The sequence below is a fragment of the Nocardia cyriacigeorgica genome, assembly GCF_010868145.1.
Taxonomy (GTDB): domain Bacteria; phylum Actinomycetota; class Actinomycetes; order Mycobacteriales; family Mycobacteriaceae; genus Nocardia; species Nocardia cyriacigeorgica_D.
This window is the reverse complement of sequence record NZ_JAAGUY010000003.1, coordinates 25,873-44,284: the sequence shown is the minus strand read 5'-3', so window position 1 is coordinate 44,284 and position 18,412 is coordinate 25,873. Positions and strand designations below refer to the sequence as shown.

The following is an 18,412-nucleotide window of genomic DNA, read 5'->3' as shown; positions in this document are numbered from 1 at the left end:
AGAATTACTCACCCGAGTAACAATTTACTTGTGCAAGTAACGGACGGAGCGGCGGCCATCTCCCCCGCCGCCGCGGAGCGACGCAGGCAGATCGTGGCCGCGACGATGCAGGTACTGGGCGAGGTCGGCTATGCCAAGACCTCGTTCGCGAAGATCGCCGAGCACGCCGGGCTCAGCAGCACGCGGCTGATCTCGTACCACTTCAGCGGCAAAGACGAGCTGATGCGCGACGTGCTGGTGGCGGCCAAGGACGCCGCGGTGGAATTCATCGGACCGCGGATCATGGCAACCACCGGTCACCGGGCCTGGCTGGCCGCCTACATCACCGCGAACATGGAGTTCATGCGCGACCGCACGGCAGTGCTGCGGGCGTTGATCGAGCTCAACAGCAATGCCAGGGCGGCGCTCGGGGATCAGTTCGTCGACGACGCGGCCGTCGGCTCTCCGCTCGACGCGCTCGAACAAGCCCTGCGCGAGGGGCAGGGCGCAGGCGCCTTCCGCGACTTCGATGCCCACGTCATGGCGGTGGCGCTGCGCGCGGCCATCGACACCATCGCGATCGGATACGCCGAGGACCGGGCCGCTGATGTCGAGCTCTTCGCCGCCGAGCTCGTCACGCTGTTCGACCGCGCCACCGCCGCGTGATTCACCAGAACGTCCCACCGAAAGGAACGCAATGAAACTGGAATCCGGACAGGTCGCCGTGGTGACCGGCGCCGCCAATGGCATCGGACGGGCGATTGCCGAGGCCCTGCACGCCCGCGGGATCCGCGTGGTGCTGGCCGATATCGACGGTGACGCCCTGGCGAAAGCCGCCGAGGAGATCGGCCACGACACTCCGGCGGTACCGACCGATGTCGCCGATCCCGAACAGGTCCAGCGGCTGGCCGAGATCGCCCTGCGGCTCTTCGGCCGGGTCGACCTGGTGTTCAACAACGCCGGGATGGGCGCCGGCGGGCCGGTCTGGGCGGTGGAACCCGATGACTGGCAACGAGTCTGGGCGGTCAACGTCCAGGGCGTCATCAACGGGATGCGCGCGTTCGTCCCGCATATGATCGAGGCGGGTCGCGGGCACGTCATCAACACGTCGTCCCTGGCCGGTGTGACCACGGGCCTGTTCAACGGGCCGTACACCGCCAGCAAGCACGCGGTCGTCTCGTTGACCGAGTCACTGCACGGCGAACTGGCCGTCCTCGCACCCGGCGTCGGCGCCACCGTGGTGTGCCCTGGCCCGGTCGACACTCAGATGCTGCGCGGTGTCACCGATGGCGTCGGATCATTGCTCGGCGACGGCGTCCCCACACAGCCCACCGAAGGGTGGTTCGGCACACTCACCCCTGAGCAGTGGGAACGCCTCACTCCTGGTCTCGGCCTCATCTCTGTGATGGCGAACGAGATGATGCCTGCCGCGCAAGCCGCCGAGATCGTTCTCGCGGCCGTCGAGGCCGATCGGCTCTACGTCACCACTCACCCAAACTTGGCGACGCAGGCGAGTGATCGAGTCGCCGCGATCGTCGCCGATATGCAGGCATCCACATAGGCGTCAGCTGCTCGAACACCACCGGCTCGGCCCACAGATGTGGGGCCGAGCCGGTGTGTTGCGCGGGCTTTACTTGTTCGGGAACTTCAGCTTCGACAGATCGAAGCCCTCGAGTCCCGGCGGGAGCTGATCGAGACCGGCTGGCATTCCGGACAGGTCGGGCATGCCCGCGGGCATACCGGGCATGCCGCCCGGGAAACCGCCACGCACCTTCGGCGGGGTGGGGCCACGGCCGCCCTTCTTGCCCTTCTTGCCCTTCTTGTTGCTGCGCCGGTTCGCTCCTGGCATGCCCATCTGGCGACCCATCGCGGCCATCATCTTCTTGGCCTCGAAGAAGCGGTCGACGAGCTGGTTGACCTCGGAGACCTGCACACCCGAGCCGTTGGCGATGCGCAGGCGGCGGGAGGCATTGATGATCTTGGGATTATCGCGTTCGGCCGGGGTCATGCCGCGGATGATGGCCTGCACCCGGTCGAGCTGCTTGTCGTCGACCTGGGCGAGGACGTCCTTCATCTGACCGGCGCCGGGCAGCATGCCGAGCAGGTTGCCGATGGGACCCATCTTGCGGATCGCGAGCATCTGATCGAGGAAGTCCTCGAGGGTCAGCTCGCCGCTGCCGATCTTGCGCGCGGCCTCCTCGGCCTGCTGCTGGTCGTAGACCTGCTCGGCCTGCTCGATGAGGGTGAGCACATCGCCCATGCCGAGGATGCGGCTGGCCATCCGGTCCGGATGGAAGACATCGAAGTCCTCGAGCTTCTCACCGGTCGAGGCGAACATGATCGGTGCGCCGGTGACGTTGCGGACGCTGAGCGCGGCACCACCGCGGGCATCGCCGTCGAGCTTGGTGAGCACCACACCGGTGAAGCCGACACCGTCGCGGAACGCCTCGGCGGTGGTGACGGCGTCCTGGCCGATCATGGCGTCGAGCACGAACAGCGTCTCGTCCGGCTGCACGGCGTCGCGGATACCGGCGGCCTGGGCCATCAGTTCGGCGTCGATACCGAGACGACCGGCGGTGTCGACGATCACCACGTCGTACTGCTTCTGCTTCGCTTCGACCACACCGGCCTCGGCGACCGCGACCGGATCCGCGGCCGACACGCCCAACGCGTTCTCACCGCCGCCGACCGAGGTGCCGGGATGCGGCGCGAACACCGGCACTCCGGCGCGCTCACCGACAACCTGCAGCTGGGTGACGGCGCCGGGACGCTGCAGGTCACAGGCCACCAGCAACGGCTGATGTCCCTGGCCCTTGAGCCATTTGGCGAGCTTGCCCGCCAGCGTGGTCTTACCGGCACCCTGCAGACCGGCGAGCATGACAACCGTCGGCGGGGTCTTGGCCAGAGTGATGCGGCGGGTCTCACCGCCGAGGATGCCGACGAGTTCCTCGTTGACGATCTTGACGACCTGCTGGGCCGGGTTCAGCGCCGCGGAGACCTCGGCGCCCTTGGCGCGCTCCTTGATCTTGGCGATGAATCCGCGCACCACCGGCAGCGCGACGTCTGCTTCCAGCAGTGCGAGGCGGATCTCGCGGCAGGTGGCGTCGATGTCAGCCGGCGACAGACGTCCCTTACCGCGTAGGTCCTTGAGGGCACCGGTAAGCCGGTCGGAAAGGGATTCGAACACCGATCGCGCTCCTGATCTCGAGTGACGTCACTGCATCCCAGCGTAATGGGATCACCGGACTGCGCACGCAGCCGGTGTGTGCTGGGTGCGCGAGGTTACTCCGTGGCGCGATGGCGCGGGGTGCGCATGCGCCGATAGTCGTGCTTTTCCTTGGCCACCATGAACGCGGCCTCCCGGCCGGTCAGGCCGAGTTCGAGGGCCAGACCGTCCAGCGCGGTCCAATCACCTTCCACCGGCAGGCCGGAGGTGGCGACCGAGGCCGCAATGGTCATCGCGGTGACCGCCTGCTTGCTGGTCAGGGTGCGGCCGGGTAACCAGGACACCACCCAGAGATCCCCGCCGACGCAGCGGGCGACATGCGGGGTCACATCACTGGTCATGATCGACGAGGCGACGACTTCGATTGCCACCGACCTGCTCCCCTCGTATGCGACAGCCCGACTCACCGATCCTAGGTGCCCATGACCCTGTCGTAGGGATTTCCAGCAAATCATGTGCAAAGGACCGATTTTCGGATGACAACGAGGTCACAGCACGGTTCGGCGTCCGAATCGCGAAACTTACGGTGGCTCAGGAACCTTCGCGCGCACCGTTGTCGCCCGCGGGTTTCTTCGGCGCGGGCCTCGGTACGACCGCCATGATCGTCTCCTCGATCGCGGCGCGGCGGGCAGGTCCGGAATCCGCGCCCAGATCGAGACAGAACGCGTCGACGACCGCGCTACCCATGGTCACCACCTTGGCCCAGCGCACATCCGCACCGCTGGTGGCAAGGGCCGCGGCCAGCCTGGTCAGCAGTCCGATCCGGTCCTCGGCACGCAATTGCAGGATCACCTGACCGGGAGTCGCCGTCTCGGCCCAGATCAGACGCGGTTGCGCCTTGGCGTACGGGCTCAGCTGCGCGCCGACGGCCTCGCGTTCGCGTGTGGCCAGCTGGGCGCCCAGGTCCAGATCGCCTGCGATGGCGCGGATCAGTTCCTGGCGCAGCAGTCCCGGATCGGGCGGGTTACCGAATTTCGGCGAGACCACGAAGGTGTTGATCGCGGACTCCCCCGCGCCGCCGAGCGCCGCCGACAGCACCCGCAACGAATGCAACGCCAGCACACCGGCGGCTTCGGAGAGCAACCCGGGCGTGTCGGGTGCGATGACGGTGACGGTGTAGGTGTGTTTGCCCTCGCCGGGTGCCAGCGTCACATGCACCCCACCCGCCGCGGCCTTGTCCAGCAGCTCGGGCGCGATCGGCTCGGGTTCTGGCAGAGCGTCACCGGCCATGACCATCCGGCAACGGCGGACCAGCTCGCCGATCAGCGAGGCCTTCCATTCGCCCCACACGCCGGGCCCGGTGGCCAGGGAGTCCGCTTCGGCGAGGGTGTGCAGCAGTTCCAGCAGCTGTGGATCCCCCTCGAGGGCGTCGACCACGAACTGCACCGTCTCCGGATCGGCCAGGTCACGGCGGGTCGCGGTATCGGGGAGCAGCAGATGATGGCGGACGATCGCGCTGAGGGTCCGGACATCCGACGGCCACAGTCCGAGCCTGCGCCCGATATGGGTGGCCAGCTCAGCGCCCACGACGCTGTGGTCGCCGGCCCGGCCCTTGCCGATGTCGTGCAGCAGCGCACCGAGCGCGAGCAGATCCGGCCGCGCCACCCGGGTGCTCAGCGCGCTCGCATAGGCCACCGTTTCCATCAGGTGCCGGTCGACGGTCCAGGTGTGCAGCACATCGCGCGGCGGCAGATCCCGGACCGCACCCCACTCCGGCAGCAGCCTGCCCCACAGTCCGGTGCGGTCGAGCGCCTCGATCGCGTCGATGGTGCCGCGGCCCGAGCCGAGCAGCACCAGCAGATCGTTGAGCGCGTCCTTGGGCCAGGGTTCGCGCAGTTCGGGTGCGTCTTCCGACAGCCGGTTGAGCGTATTCGCCGACATCGGCAGCCCGGTCTGCGCCGAGGCCGCGGCCACCCGCAGGATCAGGCCGGGATCGCGTTGCGGCCGGGCGTCCCGCGCCAGCACCACCTCACCGGCGTGTTCGACCACCCCCTCATCGAGTGGTCGGCGCACCGGCATGCGGCGCAGCCGGGCCAGGCCGCGCCGCGGCAGAGCGTTGGCGGCTGTCCGCAGCCCGACATCGACCGAATAGCTCACCGTACGAGCCGAATCGCTGAGCGTGCGGGCCAGATCGAAGCGATCACCGATGCGCAGCGCGGCACCGATCTCATCGGCGTCCTGAGCCATCAGCGTGTCCCGCGAGCGACCGGCGACGCGATGCAGTTCGGTGCGGACGTCGAGCAGGCGGCGGTGGGCGTGCCGGACGCCACCGCCGGGCACATCCGGGCCGAGGCCGGGCATGGCGTCGGTCAGCTGGGCGATGGCGAGCGCGTCGAGGAGCTGGATATCGCGCAGGCCACCGCGGCCGTTCTTCAGATCGGGTTCGGCGCGGTGGGCGATTTCGCCACTGCGCTCCCAGCGGGCCTTGGCCTGGGCGATCAGATCGTCGAACCGCGACCGGATCCCGGTCCGCCACTCGCGGCGCACCCCGCCGATGAGCAGGCTGCTCAGATCGGCGTCGCCGACGATATGCCTGGCCTCGAGCATGCCGAGCGCGGCGATCATGTCGTCATTGGCCACCCGCAGCGCCTGTGGGACGGTGCGCACACTGTGGTCGAGCTTGATATGGGCATCCCAGAGCGGATACCACAGCTGATCGGCGACTTCGGCGACGCGGGCAGGGTCGACGTCGTCGTGCAACAGCACCAGATCCAGGTCGGAATAGGGCAGCATCTCCTTGCGGCCGAGACCACCGACCGCGACGACCGCGAGCCCGCTGTCGGCGGTGATACCGAGTTCGGCGCCCTTGCTGGTGAGCCACAGTTCGTACAGATCGACCAGCGCCGACCGCAGCGATTCCGCATCCAGGCGCGGATTGCGCGGCTGCCCGCCCTCGAGCAAACGGCGCCTGGCCTTGACCAGATCGGCCGCGCCGTTGGACACCACCGCGTCCTCGCCCCCGCCCGCCTTCGCGCCACCGTTGTGTTCTCGCCGACTGCTACCCACTAGCCCACCACCCATTCACACGTGCGGCCCCGCCCCGGCCGGAGGTCCGGCGGGAGCGGGGCCGCCGCTCGACTCGAAATACCGCTACAGCGCGTCGGTGCCGCGCTCGCCGGTGCGGACCCGGATGATCGTCTCGACCGGCGTCACCCAGACCTTGCCGTCGCCGATCTTTCCGGTGCGCGAGGCCTCGACGATCACCTCGACGACCTTGTCCACCGAGGCATCGTCGACGACGACCTCGACCCGGACCTTCGGCACGAAATCCACCGAGTACTCGGCACCTCGGTAGACCTCGGTGTGACCCTTCTGCCGGCCGTAACCCTGCACCTCGCTCACGGTCATGCCCAGCACGCCCGCCTGCTCGAGACCGGTCTTCACGTCCTCCAGCGTGAACGGTTTCACGATTGCGGTGATCAACTTCATGTCGTCATGCCTCCTTGACGGCCGAACGTGCCGTGCCACCCACAGCAGCGAAATCGTATGCGGTTTCCGCGTGCTCGGACTCGTCCATGCCGACGAATTCGCCTTCTTCGTCAGCGCGCAGGCCGATCGTGAACTTGATCAGGTAGGCGATGACGGCCGTGGCGACCAGCGAATATGCCAGCACCGTGAATGCACCGACTGCCTGCAGCTTCAACTGCTCGATGCCACCACCGTAGAACAAGCCCTTCACCGCCGCGGGCGCTTCCGGCGCGGCGACGAGACCGACCATCAGGGTGCCGAGCAGACCACCGACCAGGTGCACGCCGACCACGTCGAGCGAGTCGTCGAACCCGAAGCGGAACTTCAGGCCGACGGCCAGAGCGCACAGCGCACCAGCGGTGATACCGATGGCGAGGGCGCCGACGACGTTGACCGAATGACACGCCGGGGTGATGGCGACCAGACCGGCAACGATGCCCGAGGCCGCACCGAGGGAGGTGGGCTTGCCGTCACGGATCTTCTCCACGATCAGCCAGGCCAGCAGCGCGGCACCCGTGGCGACGACGGTGGTGAGGAAGGCGGCCCCGGCGATGCCGTTGGAGCCCACCGCGGAACCGGCGTTGAAGCCGAACCAGCCGAACCACAGCAGACCGGCACCGAGCATGACGAAGGGCAGGTTGTGCGGACGGAACGGGGTCTTGGGCCAGCCCTTGCGCTTACCGAGCACGATCGCGAGCACCAAACCGGCGGCGCCGGCATTGATGTGGACGGCGGTACCACCGGCGAAGTCGATCGCCTTGAGGTTGTTGGCGATCCAGCCACCCGCCTCGGCGGTGACGCCGTCGAAGGCGAAGACCCAATGCGCCACCGGGAAGTAGACGACCGTCGCCCAGACGCCCGCGAAGAGCAGCCAGGCGCTGAACTTCATGCGGTCGGCAACCGCACCCGAGATGAGAGCGACCGTGATGATCGCGAACATGGCTTGGAAGGCGACGAACACCGTCAACGGGATGGTGCCCGCCAGCGGGATCGCGGCCTCGGCGCCGGTCTCGGCGTCGGCAAGGTACGCGCCACCGAAGATCTGCTTCAGACCGAAGTATTGACCCGGATCACCGATGAGGTTGGCCTTGTCGTCACCGAAGGTGAGCGAGAAGCCGTAGAGCGCCCACAGCACGGCGACCAGGCCCATGGCGCTGATGCTCATCATGATCATGTTCAGCACGTTCTTGCTGCGGACCATGCCGCCGTAGAAGAACGCGAGTCCGGGTGTCATCAGCAGCACGAGCGCTGAACTGGCCAGCATCCATGCGGTGTCACCGGCGTCCGGCGCGCCGATTACGGGAAATGCCACCTTAATGTCCTCCTCATCTCGGGCCCCGCCGATTCCGGCGAAATGGACCTGCACAGAAGGTTGCTCATTCGGTGTTTCATCCGTGACGCCCCCGTGTTTCACCTACGTGAACGGATGGCGCCACCGTGTTGCTACCACGTTTCCAACTGTGCACAGGAGGTTTCCTTGCGCGGTTGAGCGGCGTGTCGCGGCGGCGAATACCCAGCTAATGGCCGTTTTCGATCGTTATCGGCGACGTATGCGCGGACTCGAGCCCGGTGGCGGACTGTCGGTACAGCGAAGCCGGTTCGGATCGAGCAGACAGGCTCGACCCCGGACCTGGCATTCAGCCCAGCAGTGCGTCGACGAACGCGCCCGGTTCGAACGGGGCGAGATCGTCGGCGCCCTCACCGAGCCCGACGAGCTTCACCGGGACGCCCAATTCATGCTGGACCTGGAAGACGATGCCACCCTTGGCCGTGCCGTCGAGTTTGGTGAGCACGACACCGGTGATATCGACGACCTCGGAGAACACCCTGGCCTGCATGAGGCCGTTCTGTCCGACGGTCGAGTCGAGCACCAGCAGGACCTCGTCGACCTCGGCCTTTTTCTCCACGACCCGCTTGACCTTGCCGAGCTCGTCCATCAAACCGGTCTTGGTGTGCAGTCGGCCCGCGGTATCGATGAGCACGGCGTCCACGCCGCGTTCGATACCTGCGGCGACGGCGTCGAAAGCGACGGCGGCGGGGTCGGCGCCTTCTTTACCGCGGACGGTATCGGCGCCGACACGTTCGCCCCAGGTCTGCAGCTGATCGGCGGCGGCGGCACGGAAGGTGTCGGCGGCGCCGAGCAGCACCCGGCGACCGTCGGCGACCAGCACGCGGGCCAGTTTGCCGGTGGTGGTGGTCTTGCCGGTGCCGTTCACGCCGACGACCAGCAGGATCGACGGGTGATCGGCGTGCGGCAGGGCGCGCACAGAGCGATCCAGCTCCGGGCGAAGGGCCTCGACCAGGACGTCACGCAGGACTGCCCGCGCCTCGTCGGTAGTGCGGACACTGCGCGCGGCCATCTCCTCGCGCAGCCGTTCGACGACGGCCGCAGTGCTCGCGGTGCCCAGGTCGGCGAGAACAAGGGTGTCTTCGACCTCTTCCCACGAATCCTCGTCCAGGTCGCCGCCGCCGAGCAGGCCGAGCAGGCTCTTGCCGACCGCATTCTGCGAGCGCGACAGACGCCCACGCAGCCGGACCAGGCGCCCCTCGGTGGGCTCGATCTCCTCGAGCGTGGGTGCGGGTTCGGCCTCGGCGACGGTGTCGGGGACGACCGGCGCCTCGGGGGTGGTTTCGACCGGCGGAGCTGTATCCACCGGTGCTTCTGTGACGTCGGCGTCGGCGGTGCCGGGGACGGTCGTTTCGGGCGCGACGGTGTCCGGCGTCACCGTGGTCTCGTCGGCCGTGGCCGAGGTCGCCGCCTCGGCGTCGACCCCAGTCGTTTCGGTGGGCGCCGTGTCCGGCCCGGCCTCCGGTGCCGCGGCCTCGGCGGTGGCCGCCTCACCCGCGGGCGCCTCGGCCAGGTCGGTGGGCTCGGGCAGCGGGACATTGGTGATACCGCGCCGCGGTGCGTCCCGCGGGATGGCAGCATCGTCGCCGATATGTGGCTGCCCCTCGGTGTCGGTGCGTTCGGCAGGCAATGGTTCGGGCCGGGTGGCGGTTGCCGTGCCGCCCTGACTGAAGTTGAATCCGCCGGAGGCCTTATAGCCGCCGGACTTGTCGGTCAGCTCCTTGTCTTCGGTCGGCGCCGTCAGCGATACCCGGCCGCTGCGATACCGGACGAATCCGACAACGAGCGCGACGAGCAGGACGGCGGCGATCGCCGCGATCAGAATCCAGGCTTCGGAACTCACGCCGACCATCCTTGCAGAACCGATTCGCGCCGGTCATCGACCCGCCCGGACCAGGATAAGCGTCCAAACACAGCCCGTGAGATTTCTTGTCCTGCGGAACTTCTCGCGGCGTGCCAATAGGATCGGCGACGTGACAGATCGAAACGTGCTTGGGGGTCCGCTCGAAGAGTGCGGTACCGATCCGCTGACCGGCTTCTATCGGGACGGCTGCTGCAGCACCGGCCCGGAGGATCTGGGTAGTCACACCGTGTGCACGGTCGTCACGACCGAGTTTCTGGAACACCAGGCTTCGATCGGCAACGACCTGAGCACCCCGCGCCCGGAGAACAATTTCCCCGGATTGCAGCCAGGGGACCGGTGGTGTGTGGTGGCGGTGCGCTGGTTGCACGCGCATGAGGACGGTGTCGCCGCGCCGGTGATCCTGGCGGCCACCCATGAAAACGCACTGGAAGTGATCGCGATGGACATCTTGCGCAAATACGCCGTCGATGTCCCCGACGACGTCAGTGATCTCTTGTGATGAGGTGAGCGGCCGGGCCGGCCACCCGCCCGATGCGGGTCGCCGGTGGGCCGATGGATCTCGTCGAAGTGCTCAGCAATCCTCGAACTCGCGCCGCAGATCCTCGACGACCTTGTCCGGATTCTCTCCGGGCAGAGGGTTGGCGGCCAGCGCCTTGCGGATGTCTTCCAACGCTTCGACGCGGTAGTGTCTGCGCGCCGAGGCGATCAACTGCTCGCGAACATGTTCTTCCAGTGACAGCCCGGCGGCCGCCGCACGCTGGCGTAGAACCTCGGCGTCGTCGTCGGGAATGTCGCGCACTTCGATGGTGACCATGCCGACGACGATAGTGGCGTATGCACGGGTGTGCGCCTCAGCTGGACGCCGCGCCCACCGGCGCCAGGTTCTCCCCGCGCATCCGCTGCGAGATCACCTGGGTGATGCCGTCACCGCGCATGCTGACGCCGTAGAGGGCGTCGGCGATCTCCATGGTCGGCTTCTGGTGGGTGATGACGATCAGCTGGCTTTTCTCCCGCAGCTGTTCGAACAGCCCGATCAGGCGGCGCAGGTTGGTGTCGTCGAGGGCGGCTTCCACCTCGTCCATGACGTAGAACGGTGAGGGGCGGGCACGGAAGATCGACACCAGCAACGCCACCGCCGTCAGCGACTTCTCGCCACCGGACAGCAGCGACAGCCGCTTGACCTTCTTGCCGGGCGGACGGGCCTCCACCTCGATGCCGGTGGTGAGCATGTCGGAGGGGTCGGTGAGCAGCAACCGTCCCTCGCCGCCTGGGAACAGCTTCGCGAACACCCCGACGAACTCACGCTCCACATCCGCGTACGCCTCGGTGAAGACCTGCAGAATGCGAGCGTCGACCTCGGCGACCACATCGAGAAGGTCCTTGCGCGCGTTCTTGACGTCTTCGAGCTGGGTGGCGAGGAAGCTGTAGCGTTCCTCGAGCGCGGCGAACTCTTCCAGCGCAAGCGGATTCACCTTGCCGAGGGTGGCCAGATCCTTCTCCGCCCGTTTGGCCCGTCGCTCCTGGGTGGCGCGATCGAAGGGCATGGGCGCAGGCGCCGTGACGTCCTCGCCGCGTTCCTTGGCCTGTTCGTACTCCTGCCACTCCAGCGCCGACGGCGGCAGCGGGGTATCCGGGCCGTATTCGGCAATGAGGTCACCGAGCGCGATGCCGAACTGTTCGGCGATCGTGGCCTCCAGCTGTTCGATCCGCAACGCCGCCTGCGCCTTTGCCACCTCGTCACGGTGCACGGCGTCGGTGAGCTGGGACAGCTGGGCGGTCAGCGCGCGGGTCCGCTCCTTGATCTGGTCCACCTGCGCCGCGCATTCGGTGCGGCGGCGCACCAACTGGTCGCGGCGGGCGGCGGCTTCGGCGACAACGCCTTCGAGCTCGCCCGCCACCTTCGCGCCGGACTCGGCGACCGCGGCGGCCACCGCGGCGGCCTGTGTGCGCGCGGCCTGGGCCCGTTCTGCTCGGGCGCGCGTCTCGCGTTCGGCGCGGGCGGCACGTCGCAGCGAATCCGCCTTGCCGCGTACCGATTCGGCACGCTCCTCGGCCGTTCGCACGGCCAGGCGGGCTTCGACCTCCATCGAGCGGGCTTCGGCGAGCGCGCCGGCGGCCTCCTCGCGGGCCCGGCCCGCGGCTTCGGTGCCCGCGGCGCCGATACCGTCGTCATCGATATCGGATTGTTCGAGTTCGGCGTGGCGGAGCCGGTCCTCGAGTTCGGCCAGCGCGGCGAGTGCTTCCTCGCGTCCCGCTTCGGCTTCGCTGCGCTGGGTGGTGAGTCGGTCGATATCGGCATGCGCGTTGCGGGCGGTGTGGCCGAGCCTGCCGAGCCGCTCGTAGATCGCGACCAGCGCCTGATCGGATTCGTGCAGCGCCATCAGCGCGTGGTCGACCGCGTCCTTGCGGTCGGTCTGCTCGGCGAGGGCACCGGCCAAGGCGGCCTCGAGTTCCTCGGCGCGACGACGGGCGGCCACCAGTTCCGCCTCGGCGGCGTCGATATCGGCCTGGATCTCGAGCTGGCTCGGCGCACGGTCGGACCCGCCGAGTAGCCAGCCGGTGCCCGCCAGATCGCCGTCCCTGGTCACGGTGCGCAGCTGCGGCCGGGATGTGAGCAACTCCGCGGCGGTGGCGAGATCGTCGACCACGACCACGTCGGCGGTGAGGGTGGCGACAGCGGCGTGCACGGTATCCGCGCAATCGACCACGGCTCCAAGCCAGCGCGCATCACCGGGGAGTGTGTCCGCCTGAGTGGCAGCGCTGCGGGTGGGCGAGCGATCGGCCGACCGCACGCCATCCGCACCGAAGACCAGCGCCGCCCGGCCCCCGTCGGCGGCCCTCAACGCCTGTACAGCAGCGAAGGCAGTGGCCCCCGATTCGGCGGCGACGGCGTCGGCGAGTGGTCCGAGTACGGCCGCAACGGCAGCCTCGAATCCCGGATGCACCCGGATCAGCGTCGACAGGGGCCCGACCAGGTCCTGACCGTGATGTTCGGTGAGCCAGCCCGCACCGTCGCGGCGGGCGAGGTTCATGCCGAGCGCTTCGATCCTTGCCGTGAGCGAGGCGACCCGCTTACCGGCGTCGCGATCCTGTTCGCGCAGTTCGTCGACGCGTTGATCGGCCAGTTTCAATGCCTGGACGGCATGCTCGTGCTGGGCGTCGAGACCGGACTCGCCCGCGTCGAGATCATCGAGTTCGGTCTGCACGGTGTCGAATTCGTCCTGCGCCGCCTCGCCGCGCTGCCTGGCCTCGGCGATCGATACCGACAGCCGCGAAATCTCGGCGTCGACCGACTGTGCCCGGGTCCGCAATGTATCGACCTGGCCTGACAGCCGTGCCAGGCCTTCCCGCCGATCGGCGATGGCGCGTACCGCGGCGAGGTGGGCCTGTTCGGCCGCCTTCGCGGCGTGTTCGCGTTCGGCCAGCGCGTCGCGCGCGGCTTCCAGGGTTTCGGCGGCCATCTCCACCGCTTCCCGAAGTTCGGCTTCTTCGGCCTCTACCCGATCGGCTTCGGCTTCGAGCTGATCCGGGTCGCGTCCGGTGCCCGCGGGCGCGCTGGTGTCCAGATGACGGGCGCGGTCGCCGGCGATCCGGATGGTCGCGTTGACGCGTTCGGCCAGCGCCGAGAGCTGGAACCACAGCTGGCCCGCGGCCTCGGCGCTCGGGGTGAGCTTGCCGAGCTGAAACTCATGCTGGGCGAGTGCGGCGTTGGCGGCGTCCAATTCGGACTGCACGGTGATCTGCTGTTCGCGCGCATAGGCCTCTTTGCTCTGCTGGCTCTCCAGCTCCCGCCGCCGCGACACCAGGTCGTCGGCGGCCAGCCGCAGGCGGGCATCGCGCAGGTCGGACTGCACGGTCTGCGCCCGCCTGGCGACTTCGGCCTGCCTGCCGAGCGGTTTGAGCTGGCGGCGCAGTTCGGTGGTGAGATCGGTGAGCCGGGCCAGATTGGCCTGCATGGCCTCCAGCTTCCGGACCGCCTTCTCCTTGCGTTTGCGGTGTTTGAGTACGCCCGCGGCCTCTTCGATGAAGGCGCGGCGGTCCTCCGGCCTGGATTCCAGGATGGCCGAGAGCTGGCCCTGACCCACGATGACGTGCATTTCCCGGCCGATACCAGAGTCGCTGAGCAGTTCCTGCACATCCATCAGCCGGCAGGAGCTGCCGTTGATCTCGTACTCGCCCGCGCCGTCACGGAACATGCGGCGGGTGATGGAGACTTCGGCGTAGTCGATGGGCAGGGCGCCGTCAGAATTATCGATGGTGAGTGTGACCTCGGCGCGACCGAGCGCAGCCCGTCCCGCGGTGCCCGCGAAGATGACGTCCTGCATCTTGCCGCCACGCAGCGCCTTGGCGCCCTGTTCACCCATTACCCAGGTGAGCGCGTCGACGACGTTGGATTTACCGGATCCGTTCGGCCCGACCACGCAGGTGATCCCCGGCTCGAACCGCAGCGTCGTCGCGGACGCGAAGGATTTGAAACCCTTCAACGTCAAGCTCTTCAGATGCAAATCCGGCGACCTTTCCGTGTACTGCCGTGGGAGCACTGGCCTGGCATCGCCCGGTCGTCCTCCGGCGCGCAGTCATCGTAGCCGCCGGTGACCGGGCACGGTCCACCCCAAGGCTAATCACCCGCCGCCGAATTTCCGGCATTTCACCGGCGTCGCCGGGCGACGGAAAGGCCCGCACAGCACACCGCGAGCATCCGCGGCGGATCTAGGCCGACCTGCACAACCGCCCGGATTCGAAGCCGGTGATGGCCCGGAACGCCAGCACCGCACCCCAGGGACCGATCACCCAGACCGGCCACGGGTAGGTGAATTCGCCGGCCGCGAGCGAGATGGTGCCCCAGATGATCAGGACGAGCACGCTCACCGACACCCAGGACGCGGCCTCGATGCGCTGCCAGATGGGGATGCGCGCCGCCCGCGACCGTACCGTCTTCTCGGGCCGCACCTCGGCCGGTTTCGGCAGGTCCGACAGCACGAGGCCGAGGTCGTCGCGGGTGGTGGTGGCGTAGACCTGCGCCACCCTCTGGTCGTATTCGGCGAGGTCGAGCCTGCCGTCGGCGAGGTGCCTGCTCAGCAGCTCCACGATCTGGGCGCGTTCGGCATCGGAAGCACGGGTACCCGGCGAGATCTCCATAGCGGTTCCTAACGACAGGGCCCGTGTGACCGAACGAGCCACATTCCATAGTGGAATACGCATCCAGAATGCGACTTCCACTGTGGAATGTCAAGGGTTCACCGCAGCGAAAGAGGGCAGCGTCTGTCAGAGAATGGCGAAGGCGACGACCAAGCCGAGCGCGAAGTGCGCCGCCGCGACGACGAGCACCTCGATGGCGAACTGATCAGCGTGCAGCACCGCGCCGATATCGATCCCGATCGCCTTCTCCACCACGCGCACCGAGATGATCTGCGCGACGATGCCGACCAAACCGAAGACCAGTGCCGCGATCAACCCCTCCACCAGCTTGCCCGCCGCGGAGAAGATCGCGAGGACCACGATGAACGCCATACTGATCATGCCAGCGGCGGTCACCACGATGGCGTTCGGCCTACCCTTCACCACCAGCGTGCGCAGCTTGCCCGGCGTGGTCAGATCGATGCCGTAGAAGCCGATCACCATCAGCACCAAACCGACGATGGCGTAGAGGAGGATGGCCCCCACGCCGTCGCCCAGCGAACTCCAGTAGCTCGAATCGAGGGCGAGAGCGGTCATCGTGATCCTTCCGAGGGATGGGAAACGCGGCGGGGTGCTCGCCCACGCAATCTATTCGGTCATGATCCGATGTGGCACGAAGGCGGCGCCATCGTCGGTGATCAGGCCCGCGGTCTCCCGGATGCCGAGCCCGGCCGCCTGGTCGCCGACGAGCCAGGTACCCAGTACCGGACGCATATCGTCGAAGATCGGCAGCGGGTCGAGCAGCTGGTAGACGTAGCCTTCCTCGCCGTATACACCGCCGGTGGCGGTTTCGAGGCCCGCGCCGACGATGGTCATATTGGCACCCTCGCGCCCGAGCTTGGGTTTACGAATATATTCGGTCAGCTCATTGGGCTGATCGAGGTAGGCGGGCAGCAGGTTCGGATGTCCCGGATACATCTCCCACAGCACCGCCAGGATCGCCTTATTGCTGAGCAGGGTCTTCCACAGCGGTTCGATCCACGCGGTCTCGGGCAGGCTGTCGACGACCCGCTTACCGAATTCGTCGTCGAGCACCCATTCCCACGGGTACAGCTTGAAGATCGCCTCGATCGGCGCCTCGGCCAGATCGACGAACCGGTCCAGTTCGGTGTCGTAACCGACTTCCTCGATGGGCAGGGCGATGGTGTCGAATCCGGCCTCGGCGGCGGTTTCCTGCATGTAGGCGGTGGTGACGTTGTCCTCGCCGGTCGCGTCGGCACCGGACCAGGTGAAGTGCAGATGGCCGCCTGGCAGCGCAGTGCGCAATTCCGACCAGCGTTCGACCAGCTTTTCGTGCAGCGAATTCCATTGGTCCCCACCGGGATAACGGTCGGTGAGCCAATGCCACTGCACGATCGCCGCTTCCAGCAGCGAGGTCGGAGTGTCGGCGTTGTATTCGAGTAGCTTCGCCGGGCGGCGCGCGTCATAGCGCAGATCGAATCGGCCGTATACGTACGGGTCACCGCGACGCCAGGATTCGGCGATCGGCCCCCAACTCCATTCGGGCAGGCCGAAATCACCGAAACGCTCGGTGAGCACGACGTGTTCCACCGCGTTCAGGCACATCGAATGCAGGAGTTCGACATCGGCTTCGAGGGCGAGGATCTCGTCCATCTCGAATTCGTAGTGCACCGATTCATCCCAGTACGGCCGCGGATTACCGCTGGCGTCGCGGCCGGGGGCACCGTAGACGAGCCCCTGATCCTCGGTGATCTGCTGCCAGCCGGGGCGCGGTATGTCGCGGACTCGCCGCATCAGGAACCTCCACCGGATTTGCTGCCGAGCCCGCCGCGCTGGATGACGGTGCCGCTCTTGGTCGTGATCTCGGCGCCTTTGGGTTTGACCGTCGTCCCGCCGACGGGCGGTTTGCCGACGGTGTTGTTACCGCCGTAGTAGTAGCGGTACTGCATGCCGTTGTAGATGAAGATGCCGCCGACCCCGGCGTGACCGGCGGAGCTGGCGGTGCTGCACCGATCGTCCTCGACGACGGTTTCGTTGCCGTTCTCGTCGACGATGGTGCAGTAGGCGGTGACCTGATCCGGCGCGGCCACCGCCCGGTAGGCGAGGTAGCCGCCACCGACCAGCGCCGCCACACCGACGACGGCGGCGCCGCCGATCATCACGCGCTTACGCGTACGCCGGGAGGCCTCCTCGCGGGCGGCAGCGGCCTGCGCCTCGGCTTCGGCCTTCCTGCGTGCCTTGTCCCTGGCCCGCGATTCGGCCACCGTCGGTGGACGCGGCTCGGTGCTGCCGGGTTCCTGGCGTTGGATGCTGCCGGGGCGCGGTGTGGGCGCTGGTGTTTCCGCCGGCTGCGGGGCCGGCGCTTTCGACAGCGACGGCGGCTGGTCGGGCGATTCGGTGGGTTCGGGCACTGAGCGTTCCGGTTCGGGCCGGCCGGTGTCCGGTTGACCGGGCTCCCGGGGCGGACCGTTCTCGGCGCCGGATTCCGGCCTCTCCTCGGGTCGGTTCTCGCCGTTCGGAGTGTCGCTCATGTCTGCCCTCCCCGCCTCGCCCGTTCGGTCAACCTATCGCTCCTCGAATCCGCTCAGATCGCCGCGCGCGGGCTCCCAATTGTCCACCACCAGCGTGACACGACCGGGCGTTTCGCCGGAGCGAAGCAGCGCAAGCAGCCGGTCACAATTCGCGTGTGCGCCTTCCGCGACGACGTGCACCCGCCCGTCGCGCGCGTTGGTCGCGTGCCCGGTGAGGCCGAGTTCCAGTGCGCGCGAACGGGTCCACCAGCGGAACCCGACACCCTGCACCATCCCGTGCACCCAGGCGCTGAGCCGGACCGGCTCCTGCGGACCCGCAGGCATCAGTCGGCGGTGTCGATATCGAAGGACAGGGTGACGTTGGTACCCGCCTTCAGTGTGCGACCGACCGTGCACACCTTGTCGATAGCGCGCTGCACCGTGACCAGTAGTCGCTGCCTGGCCTCGGGATCCAATTCGCTGAGGTCGAGTTCGAAGACTTCGTCGAGCTGCGGATACACCTCGTTCTCACGGTCGGCGGCGCCAGAGACCCGGATGGTGGCGTCGTAGTTGTCGCCGAGGCGACGTGACAGCGGGAAGTCCGAGCTGAGCCCGGAGCACGCTGCGAGCGCGATCTTCAGCAACTCGCCGGGAGTGAACACGCCGGGCACGCTCTCCGACCCGATCAGTACCTCGGCACCGCGGGAGCTGCGTCCGGTGTAGCGCCTGGTGCCGGTGCGCTCGACCCACAGGGTCGTGGATCCGGGTGCCGCGGTGTTCGCGGAGGCAGTGCTGCCCGCCGGTGCGGCGGCGTCGGTCACGGGTGCGGCGGTCTGTTCAGCCATGGGCTCGATCCTGCCATCTGTCTCGGAGGCGAT

Annotated in this window: 17 protein-coding genes; 3 read left to right on the top strand and 14 right to left on the bottom strand. The window is 67.9% G+C overall.

From position 1 onward, the window contains the following. The first annotated feature begins 30 nt into the window (after positions 1–30). A complete protein-coding gene (locus GV792_RS06555; protein WP_163822789.1) occupies positions 31–645 on the top strand; it encodes a TetR/AcrR family transcriptional regulator in 615 nt (204 codons plus the stop codon). A gap of 31 nt (positions 646–676) precedes the next feature. Then, positions 677–1,540 carry an SDR family oxidoreductase gene (locus GV792_RS06550; RefSeq protein WP_163822788.1) on the top strand — a complete coding sequence of 288 codons (864 nt, stop codon included), beginning with the start codon at positions 677–679 and terminating at the stop codon, positions 1,538–1,540. A gap of 69 nt (positions 1,541–1,609) precedes the next feature. Here the strand turns inward: GV792_RS06550 and ffh are convergent, their stop codons facing one another. The 6 genes from ffh to ftsY all read right to left on the bottom strand — a co-directional run bounded on the left by ffh (position 1,610) and on the right by ftsY (position 9,864). Continuing rightward, positions 1,610–3,166, bottom strand: a complete 1,557-nt coding sequence (gene ffh, locus GV792_RS06545) for a signal recognition particle protein (protein ID WP_163822786.1) — start codon at positions 3,164–3,166, stop codon at positions 1,610–1,612. Positions 3,167–3,261: 95 nt separating this feature from the next. After that, positions 3,262–3,576, bottom strand: coding sequence for a hypothetical protein (locus tag GV792_RS06540; RefSeq protein ID WP_163822784.1), 315 nt, complete (start codon positions 3,574–3,576; stop codon positions 3,262–3,264). A gap of 160 nt (positions 3,577–3,736) precedes the next feature. Then, positions 3,737–6,226 (bottom strand): [protein-PII] uridylyltransferase, encoded by a 2,490-nt coding sequence (locus GV792_RS06535; RefSeq protein ID WP_175584041.1) that lies wholly within the window; start codon positions 6,224–6,226, stop codon positions 3,737–3,739. Positions 6,227–6,295: 69 nt separating this feature from the next. Continuing rightward, the gene (locus GV792_RS06530; protein ID WP_014352094.1) at positions 6,296–6,634 is read right to left on the bottom strand and encodes a P-II family nitrogen regulator; all 339 of its coding nucleotides are present in this window, start codon (positions 6,632–6,634) and stop codon (positions 6,296–6,298) included. A gap of 4 nt (positions 6,635–6,638) precedes the next feature. After that, on the bottom strand, positions 6,639–7,937 hold the full coding sequence (locus tag GV792_RS06525) for an ammonium transporter (protein ID WP_175584067.1): 1,299 nt from the start codon (positions 7,935–7,937) through the stop codon (positions 6,639–6,641). A 373-nt stretch (positions 7,938–8,310) separates the two neighbouring features. Beyond that, positions 8,311–9,864 carry a signal recognition particle-docking protein FtsY gene (gene ftsY, locus GV792_RS06520; RefSeq protein ID WP_163822780.1) on the bottom strand — a complete coding sequence of 518 codons (1,554 nt, stop codon included), beginning with the start codon at positions 9,862–9,864 and terminating at the stop codon, positions 8,311–8,313. Between the two features lie 130 nt (positions 9,865–9,994). Between ftsY and GV792_RS06515 the strand changes: the two genes are divergently transcribed. Further along, positions 9,995–10,384: a DUF2237 family protein gene (locus tag GV792_RS06515; RefSeq protein ID WP_163822779.1), complete on the top strand. Its 390-nt coding sequence runs from the start codon at positions 9,995–9,997 to the stop codon at positions 10,382–10,384. A 72-nt stretch (positions 10,385–10,456) separates the two neighbouring features. On the opposite strand, the gene GV792_RS06510 is transcribed toward GV792_RS06515, so the two are convergent. The 8 genes from GV792_RS06510 to GV792_RS06475 form a co-directional block, all read right to left on the bottom strand. Further along, the gene (locus tag GV792_RS06510) at positions 10,457–10,699 is read right to left on the bottom strand and encodes a FitA-like ribbon-helix-helix domain-containing protein (protein ID WP_163822777.1); all 243 of its coding nucleotides are present in this window, start codon (positions 10,697–10,699) and stop codon (positions 10,457–10,459) included. A gap of 37 nt (positions 10,700–10,736) precedes the next feature. Then, positions 10,737–14,390, bottom strand: coding sequence for a chromosome segregation protein SMC (gene smc, locus GV792_RS06505; RefSeq protein WP_163822774.1), 3,654 nt, complete (start codon positions 14,388–14,390; stop codon positions 10,737–10,739). 205 nt (positions 14,391–14,595) lie between these two features. Then, positions 14,596–15,024 carry a DUF1707 SHOCT-like domain-containing protein gene (locus GV792_RS06500; RefSeq protein ID WP_163822767.1) on the bottom strand — a complete coding sequence of 143 codons (429 nt, stop codon included), beginning with the start codon at positions 15,022–15,024 and terminating at the stop codon, positions 14,596–14,598. A gap of 126 nt (positions 15,025–15,150) precedes the next feature. After that, positions 15,151–15,600 (bottom strand): DUF350 domain-containing protein, encoded by a 450-nt coding sequence (locus tag GV792_RS06495; protein WP_163822765.1) that lies wholly within the window; start codon positions 15,598–15,600, stop codon positions 15,151–15,153. A gap of 51 nt (positions 15,601–15,651) precedes the next feature. Then, positions 15,652–16,818, bottom strand: a complete 1,167-nt coding sequence (locus GV792_RS06490; RefSeq protein WP_163822764.1) for a glutathionylspermidine synthase family protein — start codon at positions 16,816–16,818, stop codon at positions 15,652–15,654. Further along, positions 16,818–17,555 carry a hypothetical protein gene (locus GV792_RS06485; RefSeq protein WP_256667931.1) on the bottom strand — a complete coding sequence of 246 codons (738 nt, stop codon included), beginning with the start codon at positions 17,553–17,555 and terminating at the stop codon, positions 16,818–16,820. The genes GV792_RS06490 and GV792_RS06485 overlap by 1 nt, the downstream gene beginning before the upstream one ends. Before the next feature lie 33 nt (positions 17,556–17,588). Then, a complete protein-coding gene (locus tag GV792_RS06480) occupies positions 17,589–17,879 on the bottom strand; it encodes an acylphosphatase (protein WP_163822762.1) in 291 nt (96 codons plus the stop codon). After that, positions 17,879–18,379, bottom strand: a complete 501-nt coding sequence (locus GV792_RS06475) for an OsmC family protein (RefSeq protein WP_256667930.1) — start codon at positions 18,377–18,379, stop codon at positions 17,879–17,881. The genes GV792_RS06480 and GV792_RS06475 overlap by 1 nt, the downstream gene beginning before the upstream one ends. Positions 18,380–18,412: the final 33 nt, after the last annotated feature.